Below are 21,065 nucleotides of genomic sequence, written 5' to 3'. Positions count from 1 at the left end.
ACATGACGACCTATATCAAAGTTTATAGCTATCCGCGTTTGACCGGAGTACTTGCACTTCTTGTCTTTTTTGCGCTACGTGCAGCACACGCTCAGGGGGGGCCGCAGCCGAAGCTGCCCACCGTGCCATTGACGGCGGGCATGCACGTGATCCACGCCGAGGTGGCGCAGACCCCCGAGCAACAAGCCACCGGGATGATGTTCAGGCGCGAGATGGGCCCGAACGAAGGGATGCTGTTCTTCAACCGCGAGGCGGGGGTGCGCTGCTTCTGGATGCGCAACACCTTGCTGCCGCTGTCGATCGCGTTCATCGCCGACGACGGCACCGTCGTCAACACGGCCGAGATGCAGCCTCAAAGCGACGAATCCCACTGCTCGGCGAAGCCGGTCCGCTTCGCCCTTGAGATGCGTCAGGGCTGGTTCGCCAAACGTGGCATTGGCGCCGGCTTCAAGCTCCGCGGCGCACCGTTTGGCAACTGAGCCGCACTGATTTACTCAAACAAAAAACCGACCGCGCCGGTTGGGCTTGCGGTCGGTTAGCGCGATCAGCCCGTCAGGGCGTGATCGACCGGGGATCAGACGCGATCAGGCCGCGTAGTTCGCCTCGGCGAACGACCAGTTCACGAGCTTGTCGAGGAAGGTCTCGACGAACTTCGGGCGCAGGTTGCGGTAGTCGATGTAGTAAGCGTGCTCCCAGACGTCGACCGTCAGCAGCGGCGTGTCGCCGGTGGTCAGCGGCGTGCCCGCGGCACCCATGTTGACGATGTCGACCGAGCCGTCGGCCTTCTTGACCAGCCAGGTCCAGCCGGAGCCGAAGTTGCCGACCGCCGACTTCACGAAGGCCTCCTTGAAGGCCGCGTAGGAGCCCCACTTCGCGACGATCGCCGCGGCCAGCGCCCCGGCCGGCTCGCCGCCGCCTTCGGGCTTCATGCAGTTCCAGAAGAAGGTGTGGTTCCAGATCTGCGCGGCGTTGTTGTAGATGCCGCCGGAAGACTTGCGCACGACCTCCTCGAGCTCGAGACCCTCGAACTCGGTGCCCTTCTGCAGGTTGTTCAGATTCACGACGTACGCGTTGTGGTGCTTGCCGTGGTGGTACTCCAGCGTCTCGCGGCTGTAGTGCGGCGCCAGGGCGTCGAGGGCATACGGCAGGGGAGGCAGCGTGCGTTCCATGGAGTCGTTCCTGTGGGTGGATGAAAGCTGTCGGGGATTGTAGGCACCGCATTCATTTGATGCAGACCCCTTCCGTTCGACCCCGAAGACGCGTATGGCCGCCGCCCCGTCCGCCCAGACGGCCCGCAGCTCGTCGCCCGGCCGCAGCCCGTCCGCCCGCAGCACCGGCCGCCCGGAAGGTGTCTCGACCCAGGCGTAGCCGCGCTGCAGCACCCGCGCCGGGTCGAGCGCCGCCAGACGCTGGCGGCCGAGCTCGAGGTTCGAGCGCAGGCGATCCAGGCGCGACACCGTCGCCGCGCGCAGACGCAGCCCCAGCGCCATCGCACGTTGCGTTCGCTGCGACAGCTGAGGTGCCAGCGCCTGCTGCAAGCGCAGCTCCAGCGCCGCCAGCCGCTGACGCTGCTGCGCCACCCCGGCGGCCGGCCGCCCCAGGCGCAGCGCGGCGGTGTCCAGGCGCTGGGCCTGGCGATCGAGCTGGCGCCGCAGCGCACGCTGCAGCGCCTCGGACCGGGACGCCAGCGCCACCAGCAGGTCGACGCGGGCCGGCGCCGCCAGCTCCGCCGCCGCCGTCGGCGTCGGCGCGCGCAGGTCGGCGGCAAGGTCGGCCAGCGTGACGTCGGTCTCGTGACCCACGCCGCAGACCACCGGGATCGGCGACGCCGCCACCGCGCGCACCACGCGTTCGTCGTTGAAGGCCCACAGGTCCTCGAGCGAGCCGCCGCCGCGCACCAGCAGCAGCACCTGGACCTCGCGGCGATCGGCCGCCGTGCGCAGCGCGGCCACGATCGCCGCCGGCGCCTCGCCGCCCTGGACCGGCGTCGGGTAGACGACGACCGCCACCTGCGGCGCCCGCCGCGCCAGCGCGGTGAGCACGTCGCGCAGCGCCGCGGCACCGGGCGAGGTGACGACGCCCAGAACACGCGGATGCGGCGGGATCGGCCGCTTGCGCGCCGCGTCGAAGAGTCCGGCCGCCTCCAGCCGGGCCCTCAGGCGCAGAAACTCCTCGTACAGCGTGCCCGCCCCCAGGCGCTGCAGCGACTCGACGACGATCTGCAGTTCGCCGCGCGCGTCGTAGACACCCAGCCGCCCGCGCAACTCGACCTGCAGGCCGTCGCGAGGCTGGAAGTCGAGCAGCGCCGCGGCGCGGCGGAACATCGCGCAGCGCAGCAGCGCCGGCTGGCCGTCGTGGTCCTTCAGCGAGAAATAACAGTGGCCGCTGGCGGCGCGCGTGAAACCCGAGATTTCGCCGCGCACGGCGACCGCGCCGAAACGCGCCGACAAGGCATCGGCGGTGGCCAGCAACAGCCCCGCGACGCTCCACACCTGGCGCGGCGACGCCACACCCGCAGCCGGGTCAAGCGCGCTCATTGCACCCCCCGTCACGGCGGAACTCCACAGGCCGGAACATCAGGTCAGGCGGGCGCGTATACCACGCCAGGAGCCCACGAAGATCTCGCAAGTGATTGATTTCACTGAAGAAAAAAATGCTGAAAAATGGGGCAAACCAAGCGCGGCCCAATCCTGGCGCGGGTTTGGAGCGGCTGCCGACGGCTTCTCCACAAAGTTATCCACAAATGGCGTGGATACGCGCCGGGGGCTTCGCAGATTGCGCCGCAGCGGCTGTGGCGGACAGGGCTTGCCTCATAATCCGCCGGCTGCGGCGAGCCCTGCCGCTCACCTCGAAGAACCCCTTGCTGACGATCATACAAGCGGCCGGCTGGCCGATCTGGCTCCTGATCCTCTGCTCGATCGTGGCCCTGGCGCTCATCATGGAGCGGCTGTATCACCTGCGCACGCCGCTGATCGCCCCCCCGACGCTGCTCGACGAGGTCATCGGCGTTTCGCGCAACAGCCTGCCGGCGCAGGACGTCGTCGCCAAGCTGGCCGACAACTCGCTGCTGGGCGGCGTGCTGGCCGCCGGCCTGCAGGCCGTGATCGCCGACCCGCGCATCCAGGAGCAGGCCCTGCGCCAGGCGATGGAGAACGCCGGGCGCACCGCGGTGCACACGACCGAGCGCTACCTGAACACGCTCGGCACGATCGCCGCGGCAGCGCCGCTGCTGGGGCTGTTCGGCACCGTCATCGGCATGATCGAGATCTTCGGCTCGCAGGCGCCCACCGGCGCGACGAACCCGCAGATGCTGGCCCACGGCATCTCGGTGGCGCTCTACAACACCGCCTTCGGCCTGATCATCGCGATCCCGTCGCTGATGTTCTACCGTTACTTCCGTGGCCGGGTCGACGCCTTCCAGCTGACGATGGAACTGGCCGCCGAGCGCCTGGTGCCGCACCTGATGCGCTTCGCCGTGCGCGGCAACCCGGCCGCCTGAGCCCGCGATGCGCTTCAGCCGCCGCCGCCCCGAGGAACCGGAGATCAACCTGATCCCGTTCATCGACGTGCTGCTCGTCGTGCTCATCTTCCTGATGCTGTCGACGACCTATTCGCGTTTCACCGAGCTGCAGATCACGCTGCCGGCGGCCGACGCCGAGAAGCTGCGCGAACGGCCGGCCGAGATCATCGTCGCCGTGGCCGCCGACGGCCGCTACGCGATCGACCGCCAGGCGGTGGACGGCCGCGACGTCGCGCAGCTGGCCGCCGCGCTCGGCGCCGCCGCCAAGGGCCGCCAGGACGTCGTCGTCATCATCTCGGCCGACGCGATGGCCGCGCACCAGTCGGTGATCAACGTGCTCGACGCGGCGCGCCGCGCCGGGCTCTCGCGCCTGACCTTCGCCTCGCAGACGCCGAACGGCGCCCGCTGATGTCGCTGGCCGCGCGGCTCGAGGCGCTGCTGCTGCGCCACTGGTGGCGGCCGCGGCGCACGGCGCTGGCGGCGACGCTGGCGCCGCTCGAGTCGCTCTATGCCGGCGTGTCGCGCCGCGCCGCCGAGGTCCAGCCGCAACGCGCCCCGGTGCCGGTGGTCGTCGTCGGCAACCTGATCGTCGGCGGGGCCGGCAAGACGCCGACCGTCATCGCGCTGGTGCGCGCGCTGCAGGCCGCCGGATACACGCCGGGCGTGATCTCGCGCGGCTTCGGCCGCGACGGCGACGGCGTGCACGACGTCCGGCCCGACGCCTCGCCTGCCGACGCCGGCGACGAACCGCTGCTGATCCGCCGCCGCGCCGGCGTGCCGGTCTGGGTCGGCCGGGATCGTGTCGCCGCCGCGCGTGCGCTCTGCGCCACCCACCCGGAGGTCGACGTGCTCGTCTCCGACGACGGCCTGCAGCACCGACGCCTGGCACGCGACGCCGAGATCGTCGTCTTCGACGAGCGCGGCATCGGCAACGGCCGGCTGCTGCCCGCCGGCCCGCTGCGCGAGCCGATGCCGGCGACACTGTCGCGCGGGCGCTTCGTGCTCTACAACGCGCCGGCCCCGACGACGCCGCTGCCGGGCGTCTGCGCGACGCGCACGCTGGGCGACGCGCTGGCGCTGGAAGACTGGGCGGCCGGCCGTCGCGGCGAAGGCGTCGCGCTGGCCACGCTGCGCGGCCGCCGCCTGCTGGCGCTGGCCGGCATCGCCTCGCCCGAGCGTTTCTTCTCGATGCTCGAGGCCGCCGGGCTGGAGATCGAACGCCTGCCGCTGCCCGACCACCACGACTTCGCCGCCCTGCCCTGGCCGGCCGGCACGCCGGAGGTGCTGGTCACCGAGAAGGACGCCGTCAAGCTCGCCGGCCGTAACGCGGGCGGGACGCGCGTGTGGGTCGTCGGGCTAGACTTCGCGCTTCCCGATTCACTCGTTCAGGACGTGCTGCGCCTCATCGCGCCGCCGCGAACCCGATGACGCTCGACCACCGTCTGATCGACCTGCTCGTCTGCCCCGTCTGCAAAGGCCCGCTGGAAGTCTCCCGCGACGAGCTGCAGCGCCCCACCGACCTCGTCTGCAACGCCGACCGCCTCGCCTTCCCGATCCGCGACGGCATCCCGGTGATGCTCGAGACCGAGGCCCGCAGCCTGGACCTGCCACCCGCGCCGTGAGCTTCACGGTCCTGATCCCGGCGCGCCTCGCGTCGACGCGCCTGCCGCGCAAGCCGCTGGCCGACATCGGCGGGCTGCCGATGATCGTGCGTGTCGCGCGCCGCGTCGCCGATGCCGGTGCCGAGCGGATCGTCGTCGCCTGCGACGACGCCGACATCGCCGCAGCCTGCGCCGCGCACGGCGTCGAAGCCGTGCTGACACGCGCCGACCACCCCAGCGGCAGCGACCGCCTGGCCGAGGCCTGCACGCTGCTGGGCCTGGACGGCACGGCGCGCATCGTCAACGTGCAGGGCGACGAGCCGCTGATCGACCCGGCGCTGGTGCGCCGCTGCGCCGATCTGCTCGACGAGCGCCCGGACTGCGTGATGAGCACGGCCGCGCACGCCATCGATTCGGCCGAGGACTTCGCCAACCGCAACGTCGTGAAGGTCGTGCTCGACGCCGCCGGACGTGCGCTGTACTTCAGCCGCGCGCCGATCCCGTGCTGGCGCGACGGCGCGCCGGGCGCGCTGGCCGAGCCCGCGCCGCTGCGCCACGTCGGCATCTACGGCTACCGCGCCGGCTTCCTGCGCCGCTTCCCGGCGCTGGAGCCCGCGCCGCTGGAACGGCTGGAGTCGCTGGAGCAGCTGCGCGTGCTGTGGCACGGCGAACGCATCGCGGTGCACGTCGCCGCCCACGCGCCGGGCGCCGGCGTCGACACGCCGGAAGACCTGGAGCGCGTGCGCGCGCTCTTCGCCTGAACGCCGGGCGGCCCCGGCCCGGTCGCCCGGGCGTCAGGCTGGCGCGGGAGTGCGCGTGTTACGCTCCTTTGAATCGCGCCCGGCAGCGCCGGCCGCAGCAAGCATCACCACAAAGCTCGAGGAAGCGATGAGACTGATCCTGTTGGGGGCGCCCGGCGCCGGCAAAGGCACGCAGGCGGCCCAGATCTGCCGCAAGTACGGCATCCCGCAGATTTCCACCGGCGACATGCTGCGTGCGGCGGTCAAGGCCGGCACCGAACTCGGCCTGGCGGCCAAGAAGGTGATGGACGCCGGCGGCCTGGTCAGCGACGACATCATCATCGGCCTGGTCAAGGAACGCATCGCGCAGCCCGACTGCGCCGGCGGCTTCCTGTTCGACGGCTTCCCGCGCACGATCCCGCAGGCCGACGCGATGAAGGCCGCGGGCGTCAAGCTCGACGTCGTGCTCGAGATCGACGTGCCCGACGAGGCGATCATCGAGCGCATGAGCGGCCGCCGCGTGCACGTCGGCTCGGGCCGCACCTACCACGTCAAGTTCAACCCGCCGAAGACCGAAGGCGTCGACGACGAGACCGGCGAGCCGCTGATCCAGCGCGAGGACGACAAGGAAGAGACGGTGCGCAAGCGCCTGGACGTCTACCAGAGCCAGACGCGCCCGCTCGTCGACTACTACTCCGCCTGGGCCGCCACCGGCGACGCGCAGGCCCCCCGCTACCGCCGCATCAGCGGCACCGGCACGGTCGAGGAGATCACCGGGCGCGCGTTCGCGGCGCTCGAGAGCTGATCCTCCCGGCCCTTTCTTTCCCCCGCACGCCCGTCAGAGGCGAAGGAGACAACGGATGGAAATCCAGGGCAAGGTGTTCATCGTCACCGGCGGCGCGTCGGGCCTCGGCGAAGGCACGGCACGCCGGCTGGCGGCACACGGCGCCAAGGTCGTCGTCGCCGACCTGCAGGTCGAACGCGGCGAAGCGGTCGCCCGCGAGATCGGCGGCGTCTTCGTGCGCTGCGACGTCAGCCAGGAGGCCGATGCGCAGGCGGTGGTCGATGCCGCAGTCGCGGCCGGCAAGCTGGCCGGCCTGGTCAACTGCGCCGGCATCGCGCCGGCGGTGAAGACCGTCGGCAAGGACGGCGCGCACCCGCTGGCGACGTTCACGAAGACGATCCAGGTGAACCTGGTCGGCTCGTTCAACATGATCCGCCTGGCCGCCGCGGCGATGGCGAAGAACGAGCCCGAACCCACCGGCGAGCGCGGCGTGCTGATCAGCACCGCCAGCGTCGCCGCCTACGACGGCCAGATCGGCCAGGCGGCCTATGCCGCGAGCAAGGGTGGCATCGTCGGCATGACGCTGCCGATCGCCCGCGACCTGGCGCGCAACGGCATCCGCAACATGACGATCGCGCCGGGCATCTTCGGCACGCCGATGCTGTTCGGCATGCCGGCCGAAGTGCAGCAGGCACTGGCCGCCGGCGTGCCCTTCCCCAGCCGCCTCGGCACGCCCGAGGACTACGCCAAACTGGTGCAGCACATCGTCGAGAACGACATGCTCAACGGCGAGGTGATCCGGCTGGACGGGGCGATCCGGCTGGCGCCGAAGTAAGAGCAGGCGGGCGGCACCACGGCGTGCCGCATGGCACGGCCCCGCCGGGTCGGTGCAATGTCAGCGGATTCGACGCACCTTCGGCGTTGAACGAACGCCTTCCATCCGCAGGAAGAAGCTGCCGAGCATGCCGCGCTCGATGACTGCTTCGTTGTTGGTCAGCGTGACGGTGCCGGAGTCGTTGCCGATGAACTCCCAGACCTGACCGTTGTCGAGCTTGAACGTCGCACCCGGTCGCCAGCCGTCGAATTCGCTGACGATCCGGACCTTGACGCTGGAAAGCGTTTCACGCACGACCGGGCTCGGCAAACCGAACTCCTTCGTCTTGCGCTCGGCTTCGGCGGTTCGCTTGCGCTCCTCCTCGCCCTTCAGTTCGCGAGCACCGGCCTCGAAACAGGCCAGACGCGCGTCACGGTCGGCCAATTCGAGGCACGAGGCGATGCCTCCGGAAGCCGCCGCGTGCGCAGGCACGAGCCCCACGGAGAGCAGCACCGCAAACAGCCCGGAATAAGCAAACTTCATCACGAATCACCCTTGAAAGAAAAAAAGGGTCGACCCATGGTCGACCCCTTTCGCCGGTAGTGCGCGTTCCACGAGAGAACGCGCAAACTACCAATCGACAGTACGACGGATTACAAGTCGAAGCGGACGCCAGCGTAATAGCGGCGGCCGATCGCATCATAAACGTCGGCAGCCGTGCCGGCACCGGTCGTGCCCCACAGGAGCGCGTTGCTGTCCGTCTTCGGGCCCTTGGCATTGAACGCGTTGTCCATGCCGAAGTACCAGGTCGCCTTGCCGTAGGTGTAGGAGGCCTGGAAGTCGAACTGCGTGTACGACGGCACGCTGACCACACCGCGACCGAACAGCTGGTCGTCGAGGTAGGACTTGCCGATGTACGTCGTCGTCGTGTTGATCGCGAAGTCCTTGTAGGTGTAACCCACGGACAGCGCCGCACGATCACGAGCCGCTCCGATCTCGCCGACGAACGGGTCCTTCGTGCCCAGGCGAGCGACCGGCAGTTCGTAGCCGTCATCCAGATACGTGTAAGCGATACGGCCGCTCAGGCGCCCCGGACCGACACGGTCACTGTACGAAGCCGTCAGGTCAACACCCGAGGTGAAGAGACCACCGCTGTTCGTCGCCGGAGAGTTGACGTACTCAAGAGAACCAGCGCTGTTCGCGCCGATGTTGGCCGGGCGACGAATGATGAACTGGCAGAAGTACGTGTCCCCGCCGTAGCACTGGTTGAGCGAAGTCTGACGACCCACGTTCGTGATCGCGTCTTCGATCTTCACCCGGAAGTAATCCGCGGTGAACACGACGTTTTTCAGCGCGCTGGGAGCGTAGACCAGGCCCAGGGTCCAGGTCTTGCCCGTTTCTTCCTTCAGGTTCGGGTTGCCGGAGTCGTAACCGCTGACGCCTTGCGCGTCCGACTGGTTCAGCGTGAACGAGCCGTTCGCGGCGATGTTCGCGGCCACGCCAGGGTCGGCACGGCAGGCATCGTCACGCGCGCCGGTCGAGGTGGCCGTCACGCCGACGCAGGGATCCTGGACCTGCGGGAAGGTCTGGCTCGCGGGCGAGTACAGCTCGTTGATGTTCGGGGCACGAACCGCCAGGGCCTTCGTCGCGCGGACACGCAGGTCACGCGTCGGCGCCCACTCCAGGCCGGTGGTCCAGCTGAAGGTGCGGCCGACGGTGCTGTAGTCCGACGAACGGATCGCGGCGTTCAGCGACAGCGACTTGGCCAGGATCTGGTCCTTGACCAGCGGGATGCGCGTCTCGGCGAACAGTTCGCGCACCGAGAACGAGCCTTCGGTGCGGGGGATGGCGTTGCCGGCGTTCAGGCCCGCTTGCTGCAGCGCGTCGAACTCGGTGCGCGCATATTCCTCGCGCCATTCGAAGCCCGCCGCGACGCCGACCTTGCCGGCCGGCAGCGCGAACGGCTCGCCGCGGATGACACCACCGGCCAGCTTCTGCGACGTGAAGGTCGACAGCATGCCCGGGGCGAGGATGTACTTCAGCGCGTCGGCGGAGATGTTGCCGGCACCGAAGATGTTGGCCGGCACGCAGCCCTGGGCACGGGCGTCGGCGCTGATGCAGACCGCTTCGGTGGTGTTGCCGTCGCCGTCGACGTCGTCGACGTCGGTCATGGCCTGCAGCGCTTGCGCGAAGTTCAGGACGTTGACCTGGCCGCTGGAGACCTGCGACTCCTTGGTGGCGCCGTAGGACACGTAGGTGTCGTAGTCCCAGCCGTCGAAGATCGAGCCACGCAGACCGGTCGCGATGCGGAAGGTGTCGCGGTCGGCCTTGTTGCCGCGCGTGCCAACCTCCGACAGACGGCGAGAGAAGAAGTAGTCACGCAGGCCGTCGCCGTCGTTGTCGACGAGGTCGGCGAGGATGCCCGCCGGGATCAGCGGGTTGACCACCACCGAGCCGTTGACCAGGAACTCGGCCGGAACCTGCCCGCCCGACGAGGGGAAGAGGGCTTCGGAGTCCAGCGGGAAGGGCTCGAGACGCGACTTGGTCTGCGTCTGAGCGTAGTTCGCTTCGAGCCAGGCGCTGTGGTTGTCGTCGATCGCGTACTCGCCTTGGGTGGCAAAGACGAAACGCTTGGTCGGAATCGCGAGATAACGATCGTTCTGGCGGTTGTAGCCGTAGGCGCCGACACCGTCGCCGGCCGGGCCGTTGGTGGACCACGGAACGACGTTGCCGTTGGCGTCGACGGTGTAGGTGCCGTTGTCGCCGAAGAAACGGCCGCTGGAGCCGTAGCTGGAGTAGAAAGGCCCGACGAACTTGAAGACATCTTCCGGCTTACGGGTCGTGTAGGCCAGGGAGATGTTGTCGAACGGCACGCCATGGTCGCGCGCCATCACCGCGCCCTGATCGGAGAACCCGATGTGGGCCATGATGTTGCCGCGCCCGTTCTCGCTGTTGGCGCCCATGGTCATGCTGAAGACGTCCTTGCGGTCGTCGCCCTTTTCGGACACGCCGTGCTGAGCATTGACGCTCAGGCCTTGGAAGTTCTTCTTCAGGATGATGTTGACGACACCCGCGACGGCATCGGAGCCGTAGGTCGCGGAAGCGCCGCCGGTCAGGATCTCGACACGCTCGATGAACTCGGTCGGGATCGTGTTCAGGTCGACCGACGCGCTGCCCGGGACGCCGGCGACGAAGCGACGGCCGTTCACCAGCACCAGGGTGCGGTCGGAGCCGAGGTTGCGCAGGTCGACCGTGGCGACACCGGCGCTGGAGGTCGCGAAGTTGGAGTTGGTGCGGCTGATGCCCGGGACACCGACCGTCGGATTCTTGGTCAGCAGTTCCTGGACGTTGACGATGCCGGCCTTGGCGATCTCTTCACCGGTCACGACCTGGACGGGGGAAGACGATTCGCCTTCCAGCGAACGGAGGCGAGAGCCCGTGACTTCAATGCGCTCGGTGCCGGCCGACGTGGCCGACTGGGCGAGAACCGGGGAGGCCGAAAAGCCGATGCCGCCGCCAAAGGCGACCAGCAGGCAGGTTGCAAGCTTCGTTCGCTTGAACATTAAGTTCACTCCTGTGGTGTGTTGATCCAAAGACTCTCGTCCCCGAGCAAGCCCTGTGCCGTGTAACCGCCTTGCGGGCATCGCCGGAGAACCGTGAACCGATTGTCAAGCTGCGTCATGTGCCCGGTCAGCACGGGAAAGTCATGACGCAACTCGAACCGGTCAGTTCACTTGGCCGAGGCTGCCGCTCGACACCACCCGGATTGCCCAGGCAGCGCGCGGCGCCAGCCCCTCGTAGCCATCGGGCGACGATAGCGGTTACATACCGGCAACCCGGTTGTCACACCCCCGCAATCTGGCGCCGACGTTGGGCCGCTGCAACACTTTGCGACAGCTTGTACGCACGACCATGGGAGGCCGCCCGCAATCGGCGGCAAAAAGATGGACGCGAGCGGCCGGCCTGCGCCATGGCGCAGGCCGGTCGGGGCCCCGTTCAGCGCGTCTTCAGGCCGTGACGAGTCGCGGCACCGCCGCCAGCAGCGTCTTCGTGTAGTCGCGCTGTGGCCGCGCCAGGACGTCGGCGCAATCTCCCTGTTCCTCGATGCGCCCGGCCTGCATCACCGCGATGCGGTCGGCGATGTACTCGACGACGCCGATGTTGTGCGTGATGAACAGGTACGAGACGCCGAGCTCGCGCTGGAGTTCGCGCAGCAGGTTGAGGATCTGCGCCTGCACCGACACGTCCAGCGCCGACGTGGGTTCGTCGCAGACGATCAGCCGCGGCTGCACCGCCAGCGCACGCGCGATCGCGATGCGCTGGCGCTGGCCGCCGGAGAACTCGTGCGGGTAGCGCTCGAGCGCGTCGCGGCGCAGGCCGACCTGGTCGGTCAGGCGCTCGATGCGCGCGCGCCGCGTGGCCGCGTCCAGGTCCGGATGCAAGGCCATCAGGCCTTCCTCGAGCAGGTCGGCGACGCGCATGCGCGGGTTCAGCGACGCGAACGGGTCCTGGAAGATGATCTGCACCTTGCGGCGCGCGTCCAGCAGCGCCGGCCCGTCGAGCTCGAACAGGTTCTGGCCGTCGAGCATCGCGCGGCCCTCGGTCACCGCGACGCGGCGCAGCAGCTGCACGATGGCCTTGCCGGTCGTCGTCTTGCCGCAGCCCGACTCGCCGACCAGCGCCAGCGTCTCGCCGCGCGCGACCTGGAACGACACGCCGGCGACGGCGTCGAAGTGTCCGGTCACGCGCTGCAGCAGGCCGCCGCGGATCGGGAAACGCACCTTCAGGTCCTGCACGTCGAGCAGCGGCGCCGTTTCGCGCGCCGGCACCGGCGGCGGCACCGGCAGCTCGGGCCGCACGATCCGCTCCGGTGCAGCCGGCACCCCGGGCTTGTGCAGCAGGCACCGAACCTGGTGCGTGTCGCTGGTGTTCACCAGCTCGGGCAAGGTCGTCGCGCAGTGCGGCATCGCCGCCGCGCAACGCGGCGCGAAGCGGCAACCCTCGAACTGCAGCCACAGCGGCGGCACGGTGCCGGGGATCGCCTCGAGCGCGACACCACGCCGGTCGCCGGCCGGCAGCGCGCGCAGCAGGGCCTGGGCGTACGGGTGCTGCGGGCGCGAGAAGAACTCGGCCGCCGGCGCCACCTCGACGATCTGGCCGGCGTACATCAGCGCCACACGATGCGCCATGCCGGAGACGACCGCCAGGTCGTGCGTGATCAGCAGCAGGCCCATGCGCTGTTCGCGCTGCAGGTCCTTCAGCAGGTCGAGGATCTGCGCCTGGATCGTCACGTCCAGCGCCGTCGTCGGCTCGTCGGCGATCAGGAAGTCGGGCTCGGTGGCCAGCGCCATCGCGATCATCACGCGCTGCTTCTGGCCGCCGCTCATGCGGAACGGGTAGTCGTCGATGCGGCGCTCGGGCTCCGGGATGCCGACGCGGCGCAGCCAGTCGATGGCCTTGGCGCGTGCGGCCGCGCCGCGCAGCGCGGTATGCGTCTCGATGGCCTCGACGATCTGGTCACCGACCTTCATCACCGGGTTCAGGCTGGTCGCCGGCTCCTGGAAGATCATGCCCAGGCGGCCGCCGCGCACGGCACGCATGCCGGCTTCGGGCAGGTCGAGCACGTCGACGCCGCCGATGTGCACCTGGCCGCCGGTGACGCGGCCGTTCTCGGGCAAGAGGCGCATCAGCGCCAGCGCCGTCATGCTCTTGCCGCAGCCGGACTCGCCGACGAGGGCGAAGGTCTCGCCGCGTTCGATCGCGAGCTTGAGCCCGTCGATCGCCTTGACGAGGCCGGCGTCGGCGTCGAGCACGACCTCGAGGTCCTGGATCTTCATCATGCCGAGACTCGCTTCTTGAAGCCCAGGCGCGGGCGGAAGGCGCGCGCGCGCGGGTCGAAGGCCTGCTGCACGCCGTCGGCGAACAGGTTGGCGGCCAGCACCAGCACGACCATGAAGCCGAACGCCGCGGCGAAGCTCCACCAGACCACCGGGTCGCGGCTCATCTCGCTGCGTGCGAGATTGATCATGCCGCCGAAGCTGGAGGTCGTCGGGTCGACGCCGACGCCGACGTAGGTCAGCACGGCCTCGTAGAGGATCAGGTCGCTGAAGCTGAGCACGGTGGTGATCAGCACCAGGTGCACGACGTTGGGGAAGATGTGTCGCGCCATGATGCGCGAGGGCTTCACGCCGAAGGCCATCGCCGCCTGCACGAAGTCGAGTTCGCGCAGCTTCAGCGTCTCGGCGCGCACCAGCCGGCACAGCGTCGACCAGCCGGTGAGGCCCAGGATCACGCACAGCATGAAGATCTTCAGGTCGCCACGCTCGACGCCGGTCTCGAACCAGTCGGGGTGCTTGTCGAGCCAGACCTGCACCATCAGCACGCAGGCCGCGATCAGCAGCACGCTGGGCACCGAGGACAGCGTCGTGTAGAGGTACTGCACGACCTCGTCGACCCAGCCGCGGAAGTAGCCCGCCAGGATGCCGAGCACGATGGCCAGCGGCAGCGTCGCCAGCGTCGCCAGCGTGCCGATGACGAAGGCCGTGCGCACGCTCTTCAGCGTCTGAACCAGCACGTCGTTGCCGGTGCGGTCGGTGCCGAAGACGTGGTAGTGGCCGGCCAGCGCGGCGATGACGCCAGCCAGCACGCAGATCACGGCGAAGGTGATCGCCGCGGCGCGCCAGGGCAGCTCGGTGCGGTCGGCCGCGAGGTCGGCCAGCGCGGTGCCGAAGCCGCCGTGGCTGCGCGCCAGCGCCGCCGACAGCAGCAGCACGGCCGCCAGCGCGACGGCGAGGCCGCCGCCGGCACCGGCCAGCGCGCGCGAGGACACGTCACCGGCCCACTGCGTCTCGGGGTCCGTCAGGTGCACGCCGCCGTGTTCGAGGCGGGGGAACTCGCGCAGCGTGACGCCGTCGCGCGTGACGCTCTGCTTGTTCAGCGCGCGCCAGGCCAGCGGCTCGGAGTAGCTGGACTCGCGCATCGAGATCTGGCGCGCCAGCGCCAGGTCCAGCAGCGATTGGGTGCGCGTCTCGTAGAACACCTGGCCCGAGGCCTGGCCCTGGGCATCGGCAAGCTGGCGGCGGAAATGCACGCTGTCCAGCGCGGTGATGAACAGGAAGACCAGCAGCACCAGCACCGAGCACAGCGCCGCCGGGTCGCGGAAGACCTTCTTCCAGGTGGCGCGCAGCGGCTCGCTGCGCAGCACGCGGATCGTGTAGCCGGCCAGCGCGGCGAACAGCGCCCACAGCGCCAGGTCGGTCCAGAGCAGGACGAACTTGAATCCCATGACGTTCCCCGGCTCAGTTCAGGCGGACCCGCGGGTCGACCCAGGTGTAGGCGACGTCCAGCAGGATGTTGGTGGCGATGTACAGCGCCGAGCCGACGAAGACCATCGTGCGCACGATCGCGAAGTCCTGGCCGCCAATGGCGTCGATGACGAAGGCGCCCAGGCCCGGGATGCCGAAGAAGCTCTCGAACACCAGGCTGCCGAGGAAGACGTAGGGCAGGTAGCCGGCGGCGCTGGTGATGATCGGGATCAGCGCGTTGCGCAGCACGTGGCGGAACAGCACCACCTGCTCGGCCAGGCCCTTGGCGCGCGCGGTGCGCACGTAGTCCTTGCCGATCTCCTCGAGGAACATCGCGCGGTACAGCCGCGCTTCGCCGCCCAGCCGCGCCAGCAGCGACAGGATGATCGGCAGCGCCAGGAAGCGCAGCGCATCCAGCCCCGGCGCGTAGCCCGAGATCGGCACCAGCCTGAGCACCCGCGAGAACAGGAACTGGCCGACGATGATGTAGAACAGGCTCGAGATCGACAGCATCAGCACGCAGAGCACGACGCCCCAGAAGTCGATCTTCGAGTGCCTGAAGAACACCAGCATCAGCGAGAAGCTGACGCTGACGATCAGCTGCAGCAGGAACAGCGGCAGCGCCAACTGCAGGCTCACGCCCATGCGCGAGGCGATCTCGTGGCCGATGTCCACCGAGCGCGCCGAGTCGCTGCGGCCGAAGTCGCCCTTCATCAGCGAGATCGAGCGCTCCCAGAGCACGGTCTTCGTCAGCTGCTCGGTGCCCTGCCCTTCGGAGTTCCAGTACAGCGGCTTGTCGTAGCCGCGTTCGGACTTCCACTTCTCGATCTGCTCCTGCGTCACGCGCTTGCCGCCGATGTTCAGCCGCGCCATGTCGTCGGGCGTGTTGACGGTGAAGAACAGGAAGAAGGTCAGCAGGTTGACGCCGATGAGGATCAGCAGGCCGTAGCCGAGACGGCGCAGGATGTAGGCACCCATGTCAGTTGGCCTCCGCCGTGCCGCGGGCGGTCGCGGTCTCGCGCGCCTTGAAGCTGCGCCGTCCGATCCACACCAGCGCCGCGAGGCCCAGCACCAGCAGCGCCACCGGCCAGACGATGGGCCGGTTCCACTCGGCCTGCTTGCTGGCGCGCAGTTCGGGGTCGAGGCGGTAGTACTTGGCCATGTCGCGGATCAGGATCGAGGGCTTGCCGTTGTGCACCCATTGCTGGAACGCCAGGCCGCCCCACGGGAAGTAGCCGAAGCACCAGGGCGAGTCCTGCTGCACGATGGACACCATCCGGTCGATGACTGCCTGCTTCTCCGGGCCGTCGTCCAGCGACTGCAGCTTGCGGTACAAGCCGTCGTATTCGGGATTGTTGTAGTTGGCGTAGTTGTCGCCCTGGCTCTGCGAGCGGCCCAGCGGGCCGTAGAGCAGGAACAGGAAGTTCTCGGCGTCCGGGTAGTCGGCCAGCCAGCCGCCCCAGAAGATCTGGTGCCGGCCCTGCAGCGTCTTGTCCTGGTACTGGTTGAAGTCGGTCGCGCGCACCTCGAGCTGGATGCCGAGCTTGGCGAACTGCTTGATCATCCAGTCGTTCTCGCTCTTGCTCTCGGGCGTCGGCGCACGCTGGAAGTCGTAGTTCAGGACCAGCGGCTTGCCGGTCGTCGCGTCGCGGCCACCGGGGTAGCCGGCTTCGGCGAGCAGCTTCTTCGCGTCCTCGATCGGCCGGCGCACGACCTTGCCGTCGACCAGCGTGTGCGTCACCGGGTTGTAGAAGCCCGGCTGGCCTTCGCGCGAGCCGAACAGCCCCGGCGGCACCGGCGAGTGCGCGGCCACGCCGCCCTTGGACTTGAAGATGCGGCCGTAGCCCTCCTCCCAGTCGATGGCGATGGCGATGGCCTGGCGCAGCTTGCGGTTCTTCGCCTGCTGCTCGGGCGTGTCGCCCTTGCCGACCACCGGGTCGAGCATGTTGAAGCCGAGGTACCAGTTCGAGATGTCGGTCATCAGCGGGAACTGGAAGCCGCGCTCCTCGTAGAGCTTGCGCACCGCGTCGGAGTCGTCGGCGTCGTTGCGGAAGTCCACGCCCCACTCGGGACGCTCGATCTCCGGCACGTCGAAGTAGCCCTGCTTGAACTTCTCCTTGCGCGGCACCTTCTCCTTCTCGATCGTCACGTAGAGCTTGTCGATGAAGGGCATCGGCTTGCCGCAGTCGGCCAGCAGGCCGGCCTCCGCGTCGCCGGGCATGCCCTCGCAGGGATAGGTCTCGCCGTGGAAGTTCGGGTTGCGCTGCAGCACGTGGCGGCGGTCGCGCACGAAGTCGACCATCATGTACGGCCCCGTGCCCACCGGCCACTGGTTCAGCGACAGGCCGTTCTCGCTCATGCCGTCCTGGGCGTAGAAGGCGTCGGCCTCCCACGGGATGGGCGCCAGGAAGGGCATCGCCATCCAGTAGCTCCACTGCGGGTACTTGCCCTTGAGCCGGATGCGCCAGGTGTACTTGTCGACCGCCGTGCTGCCGGCCAGCGGCCACTTGCGGAAGTCGAGGAAGGGCTTGTCGCGGGCGTCGCGCGGCAGCCCGGCGAGCAGCTTGGCGTCCTCGCGCTTGACCATGTCGGCGTACTCGCGCAGGCCGATCACGTACTCGGAGAAGATCGCGAAGACCGGCGCCTCGATGCGCGTCGTCGCGTGGCGCTTGAGGGCGTAGACGAAGTCGTCGGCGACGAGCTCGCGCGTGCCCTGGTGCTCGAACTCCAGCGGCGAGCGCTTGGCGCCGAGCTGCTCGCGCGTGAGGCTCAGGTACAGCGGCCGGCCCTGGTCGTCACGCGCGAACGCCGGGTGCGGCTGGAACATGATGCCCGGCCGGATCTTGACGTCGTAGACGCTCTCGGCGATCTGGTCCGGCGGCGCGTTGTCGGGCAGCTCGCGGCCGTCGCGGTCGAGGTAGCGCGGCTTGGCGACCTCGGCCGCCGACTTCGGGATCAGCGTGTACGGCCGCTTCAGGTAGTGGTACCCGTAGGGCGGCTCGTAGATCTGGTAGGTGTACGCCGACTCGGGGTTGGCGTAGGAGGCCACCGGGTCCAGGTAGCGCGGCGAGCGCTCGTCGAACGAGTAGAACATCGTGTTCTCGCGTTCGGCGCCGGCGGGATACGGGCTGTTGTTGCAGCCTGCGGACAGCAGGGCCGCGGCCAGGCCCAAGGCCAGCCCGAGACGGACGACGATCGAATTCCCGCGCATGCGGTCGCACTCCTCGCGGCGCCGGCCTCGGGGGGATGGGCCCCGCGGCCGACGGCATCAATACCGGATCCGCCTACGCGGCCTCGCTCGTGACGGGCACCGGCGGAAAAGCCCGCGATTCTAGGGGCCCGCGCGGGCTCACCAACCCACGAGCACGTCGCGGCCCTGCACCAGCAGCTCGACCTTGGCCCCCACCGGCAGCGTCACCTTGGTCGGCACGTGGCCGAACGGCAGCCCGGTGAGGATCGGCACGCCGGTCTGCGCACGCAGGTACTCGACCACCGTCTTCAGCTTGTAGCCGCGGTCGGACTTGACCGGCTTCCACTCGGTGAAGCTGCCCAGCAGCAGCGCCTTCTGCGCCCCCAGCACGCCGGCCTGCAGCAGCTGCAGCAGCATGCGCTCGACGCGGTACGGGTGTTCTGCGACGTCCTCCAGGAACAGCACGCCGCCACGGATGCGCGGCCAGTGCGGCGTGCCCAGCAGCGAGCACAGCACCGTGAGATTGCCGCCCCAGAGCGTGCCCTTGGCCGAAAGGCCGTCGAAGCCGGCCTCGGTGCGGAACCCCACCGCCTCCAGCTCGCCGCGCATGGCCTCGACGAAGCAGCCCTCGGTGACCTCGTCGACGCCGCCGTCGGCGTCGGAGCGCCCGAAGTCGTAGGCCGCCAGCGGGCCGGCCCAGCTGCGCGCGCCGCCGTGGGCCAGCATGCCCAGCTGCAGCGCCGTCAGGTCGCTGTGGCCGACCCAGCGTGTGCCCTGCTCGACGCTGCGCGCCAGCAGCGCCCAGTCCAGCCGGTCGAGCAATCGCGTCGTGCCGTAGCCGCCGCGTGCGGCCATCGCGACCGATGGCGCGGCCTCGGCGATGCGGTGGATCGCCGCCAGCCGGGTGTCGTCGTCGCCGGCGAAACGCTGCTGCCGCGCCAGCGCCGACTCGTCGATCGACACCTCGAAGCCCAGCCCGGCCAGGCGCTTGGCGGCGCGGCGCAGCACCGGAGCCGACGGCAGCGCCCCGGCGGGAGAGAACAGATGCAGGGTCTGCGCCGCCGGCGCCTCGTGCCCGCAGGCGCAGCCGGGGCCGTGTTCGTCGTGATCGGGGTGAGCGTGGTGTGAAGTCATGAGGAGGTCGGAGGCCAGCTGTCGAGCTCGCGCGTCTCGCCGGCGGGGATGGCGCGTGCGGCGCGGGCCTCGCGCGCCAGGGCACGGCGTTCGGCGAAGAAGCGGCGCAGCAGGTCGCCGCATTCGGCGGCCATCACGCCGCCGACGATCTGCGTGTGGTGGTTCAGGCGCCGGTCGGCGAAGAGGTCGACGACCGAGCCGGCGGCGCCGGTCTTGGGGTCCGGCGCGCCGTAGACGATGCGCTTGAAGCGCGCGTGCATCAGCGCCATCGCGCACATCGCGCAGGGCTCCAGCGTCACGTAGAGCTCGCACTCGGGCAGGCGGTAGTTGCCCAGCAGCGTGGCGGCGTGGCGCAGCGCGACGATCTCGGCATGCGCCGTCGGGTCGTGGGTGGTGATCGGCCGGTTGTATCCGGTGGCCAGCACCTGCGGGCCTTCGGGCCCGGGACGCATGATGACCGCGCCGACCGGCACCTCGCCGACGAGCCAGGCGTTCTGCGCCTGGTCCAGCGCGATCGCCATCGCGTGCAGGTCACGCTCGTGCTGCAGTCCGGAATCGGTCACGGTGTCGAGGGGTTCAGCCAGGCGGCACGGATGCGGCGGCCGCACTGCACCGAGTCGACGGCGACGGTGGTGTCGGGATCGCGGTCGAGCAGCGCCAGGCGCGAGATCACGCCGTACCAGGTCCTGGACGCGTCGATCCACGGGTAGAAGCCGAAGGCGCCGGGGCTGCTGAAGGCGCCGTCGCCGACCGTGGGGTCGTCCTCGACCCAGTGGCCGATCGAGTAGTGCCACTGCTCGCCGGCGGGCGACGGCGTGAACTTGGCCTGCGCACAGCTCGCCGGGTCGACGCAGACCGGGTGCGTGCCCAGCGCGGCGCGCCCGTGGCTCAGCGTGCCGTCGAGGATGCGGCGCAGGAAACGCGCGTAGTCGGCGGCCGTGGTCTCGACACCGCCGGCCGGCTGCGGGCCCGAGTAGCCGAGCACGATCTCGCTGCCGAGCACCCGGCGCACCTCGGCCGCCAGGGCATCGGCATCGAGGTCGGCCAGCCCGTTGCGCGCGGCATGCACCTGCATGTGGGCGCCGCTGTAGACGAAGAAGCCGTCGTTCTCCTCGACATAGTCGCCGTTGCTGCCGCCACGGCGGCCGCCGCGCTCCAGGCAGCTGCCGACCGTCGTGTCGGGCCCGCAGAAGCTGAAGTTGGTGTAGCCGCTGCGAAAGGTCAGGAAGTCGACGTCCTCGGCGCTCAGCAGGCCCTGCTGGCGCTGCACGAAGTACGCGCCGTAGAGCCACTTGGACGCCGAGGCGACGGCCAGCCGGGTGTCGGCCGTCACGCTGAGCGCGCCGGACGACACGCTGCCCGAGGCCCGCGCGCCGGCGGCGTCGCCGATCTCCCAGTAGAACGGGCGGATCTGGCGGCAGTCTTCGGCACCGTCGGCAACCGCCTGGGCCGCAGCGGTGCGCTGGGCCAGCGTCGGCGTGCTGCTGGTCTGACCGCCGCCGCCGCCACCGCCGCAGCCGGCGAGCACGCCCAGCAGCAGCAGCGCCAGGCGGCGCAGGACGGGAGTGGCGAGCGTTCGGTCCATGGGCGGCGCATTATCGCGGGCCTGCAGGCGCCGCGATGGCGGCGGCACCTGCAGGCGCACGCCCCTCAGCCGCGGGGCATGAAACGATGCGAGGCCGCCTCGACGACGATCGTGCCGGGGCATTCGACGCGCAGCCCGCCACGCTCGAGCACCACGCCGGCCCCGCCCTCGACGGCCAGCACCAGGCGGCGGCCGGCCAGCAGGTCGGCCCGATCACCCGCGGCGCCCAGCGACACCGCGCCGCGCGCCTCCAGCGCCACGTCGGCGGCGTCGGCCCGCAGCTCGAAGCCGCCGCCGGCCGCGACGACCAGCCCCGCCGCGGTGTCGGGTGCCGGCTCGGCGTCGTGCTCCAGCGCCCCGGCCAGCACCGACACACGCCCCTGAGCCCCCAGC

Annotated in this window: 19 protein-coding genes and 1 pseudogene; 8 read left to right on the top strand and 12 right to left on the bottom strand. The window is 69.9% G+C overall.

Going from position 1 to position 21,065, the window contains the following annotated elements; genetic code table 11:
- Positions 1 to 2 precede the first annotated feature (2 nt).
- Positions 3 to 479, top strand: a complete 477-nt coding sequence (locus tag RBXJA2T_RS10215) for a DUF192 domain-containing protein (protein ID WP_029718456.1) — start codon at positions 3 to 5, stop codon at positions 477 to 479.
- Positions 480 to 584: 105 nt separating this feature from the next.
- Here RBXJA2T_RS10215 and RBXJA2T_RS20725 read toward each other — a convergent pair whose 3' ends face one another.
- Together RBXJA2T_RS20725 and xseA are read right to left on the bottom strand one after the other, a co-directional pair.
- Positions 585 to 1,169 (bottom strand): Fe-Mn family superoxide dismutase, encoded by a 585-nt coding sequence (locus tag RBXJA2T_RS20725; RefSeq protein WP_237704880.1) that lies wholly within the window; start codon positions 1,167 to 1,169, stop codon positions 585 to 587.
- A gap of 87 nt (positions 1,170 to 1,256) precedes the next feature.
- Positions 1,257 to 2,537 (bottom strand): annotated as a pseudogene (xseA, locus tag RBXJA2T_RS20720) (exodeoxyribonuclease VII large subunit); the annotation flags it as partial.
- Between the two features lie 323 nt (positions 2,538 to 2,860).
- Here xseA and RBXJA2T_RS10205 point away from each other — a divergent pair.
- The 7 genes from RBXJA2T_RS10205 (at position 2,861) to RBXJA2T_RS10175 (ending at position 7,480) form a co-directional block, all read left to right on the top strand.
- Positions 2,861 to 3,499: a MotA/TolQ/ExbB proton channel family protein gene (locus RBXJA2T_RS10205; protein ID WP_009857282.1), complete on the top strand. Its 639-nt coding sequence runs from the start codon at positions 2,861 to 2,863 to the stop codon at positions 3,497 to 3,499.
- 7 nt (positions 3,500 to 3,506) lie between these two features.
- Positions 3,507 to 3,929, top strand: a complete 423-nt coding sequence (locus tag RBXJA2T_RS10200; protein ID WP_009857281.1) for an ExbD/TolR family protein — start codon at positions 3,507 to 3,509, stop codon at positions 3,927 to 3,929.
- Positions 3,929 to 4,948: a tetraacyldisaccharide 4'-kinase gene (lpxK, locus tag RBXJA2T_RS10195; protein WP_009857280.1), complete on the top strand. Its 1,020-nt coding sequence runs from the start codon at positions 3,929 to 3,931 to the stop codon at positions 4,946 to 4,948. Before RBXJA2T_RS10200 ends, lpxK begins: the two co-directional genes overlap by 1 nt.
- Positions 4,945 to 5,142, top strand: coding sequence for a Trm112 family protein (locus RBXJA2T_RS10190; RefSeq protein ID WP_009857279.1), 198 nt, complete (start codon positions 4,945 to 4,947; stop codon positions 5,140 to 5,142). The genes lpxK and RBXJA2T_RS10190 overlap by 4 nt, the downstream gene beginning before the upstream one ends.
- On the top strand, positions 5,139 to 5,882 hold the full coding sequence (gene kdsB / locus RBXJA2T_RS10185; RefSeq protein ID WP_009857278.1) for a 3-deoxy-manno-octulosonate cytidylyltransferase: 744 nt from the start codon (positions 5,139 to 5,141) through the stop codon (positions 5,880 to 5,882). Before RBXJA2T_RS10190 ends, kdsB begins: the two co-directional genes overlap by 4 nt.
- Positions 5,883 to 6,009: 127 nt before the next feature.
- A complete protein-coding gene (gene adk / locus RBXJA2T_RS10180) occupies positions 6,010 to 6,666 on the top strand; it encodes an adenylate kinase (protein ID WP_009857277.1) in 657 nt (218 codons plus the stop codon).
- Positions 6,667 to 6,721: 55 nt separating this feature from the next.
- A complete protein-coding gene (locus tag RBXJA2T_RS10175) occupies positions 6,722 to 7,480 on the top strand; it encodes a 3-hydroxyacyl-CoA dehydrogenase (RefSeq protein WP_009857276.1) in 759 nt (252 codons plus the stop codon).
- 60 nt (positions 7,481 to 7,540) lie between these two features.
- On the opposite strand, the gene RBXJA2T_RS10170 is transcribed toward RBXJA2T_RS10175, so the two are convergent.
- From RBXJA2T_RS10170 to RBXJA2T_RS10125, 10 genes are all read right to left on the bottom strand, one after another.
- Positions 7,541 to 8,002 (bottom strand): hypothetical protein, encoded by a 462-nt coding sequence (locus RBXJA2T_RS10170; RefSeq protein WP_138938842.1) that lies wholly within the window; start codon positions 8,000 to 8,002, stop codon positions 7,541 to 7,543.
- A 110-nt stretch (positions 8,003 to 8,112) separates the two neighbouring features.
- Entirely contained in the window at positions 8,113 to 11,022 is a 2,910-nt protein-coding gene (locus RBXJA2T_RS10165) for a TonB-dependent receptor domain-containing protein (protein WP_009857274.1), read from the bottom strand.
- 444 nt (positions 11,023 to 11,466) lie between these two features.
- A complete protein-coding gene (locus tag RBXJA2T_RS10160; RefSeq protein ID WP_029718455.1) occupies positions 11,467 to 13,299 on the bottom strand; it encodes an ABC transporter ATP-binding protein in 1,833 nt (610 codons plus the stop codon).
- Entirely contained in the window at positions 13,296 to 14,744 is a 1,449-nt protein-coding gene (locus RBXJA2T_RS10155) for an ABC transporter permease (protein ID WP_009857272.1), read from the bottom strand. The genes RBXJA2T_RS10160 and RBXJA2T_RS10155 overlap by 4 nt, the downstream gene beginning before the upstream one ends.
- 13 nt (positions 14,745 to 14,757) lie before the next feature.
- On the bottom strand, positions 14,758 to 15,741 hold the full coding sequence (locus tag RBXJA2T_RS10150) for an ABC transporter permease (protein WP_009857271.1): 984 nt from the start codon (positions 15,739 to 15,741) through the stop codon (positions 14,758 to 14,760).
- A 1-nt stretch (position 15,742) separates the two neighbouring features.
- Entirely contained in the window at positions 15,743 to 17,974 is a 2,232-nt protein-coding gene (locus RBXJA2T_RS10145; protein ID WP_009857270.1) for an ABC transporter substrate-binding protein, read from the bottom strand.
- Between the two features lie 138 nt (positions 17,975 to 18,112).
- Complete coding sequence (locus RBXJA2T_RS10140; RefSeq protein ID WP_009857269.1) at positions 18,113 to 19,087, bottom strand: LD-carboxypeptidase; 975 nt, start codon at positions 19,085 to 19,087, stop codon at positions 18,113 to 18,115.
- Positions 19,084 to 19,650 carry a tRNA adenosine(34) deaminase TadA gene (gene tadA / locus RBXJA2T_RS10135; protein ID WP_009857268.1) on the bottom strand — a complete coding sequence of 189 codons (567 nt, stop codon included), beginning with the start codon at positions 19,648 to 19,650 and terminating at the stop codon, positions 19,084 to 19,086. Before tadA ends, RBXJA2T_RS10140 begins: the two co-directional genes overlap by 4 nt.
- The gene (locus RBXJA2T_RS10130) at positions 19,647 to 20,672 is read right to left on the bottom strand and encodes a serine hydrolase domain-containing protein (protein WP_009857267.1); all 1,026 of its coding nucleotides are present in this window, start codon (positions 20,670 to 20,672) and stop codon (positions 19,647 to 19,649) included. The genes tadA and RBXJA2T_RS10130 overlap by 4 nt, the downstream gene beginning before the upstream one ends.
- Before the next feature lie 65 nt (positions 20,673 to 20,737).
- A partial coding sequence (locus tag RBXJA2T_RS10125) for a DUF2345 domain-containing protein (RefSeq protein ID WP_157998577.1) occupies positions 20,738 to 21,065 on the bottom strand: 328 nt, incomplete at its 5' end.

The organism is Rubrivivax benzoatilyticus JA2 = ATCC BAA-35, assembly GCF_000190375.1.
Classification (GTDB): Bacteria; Pseudomonadota; Gammaproteobacteria; order Burkholderiales; family Burkholderiaceae_C; genus Rubrivivax; species Rubrivivax benzoatilyticus.
Note: the sequence above shows the minus strand (reverse complement) of the source record. Positions and strands in the feature narration are given on the sequence as shown.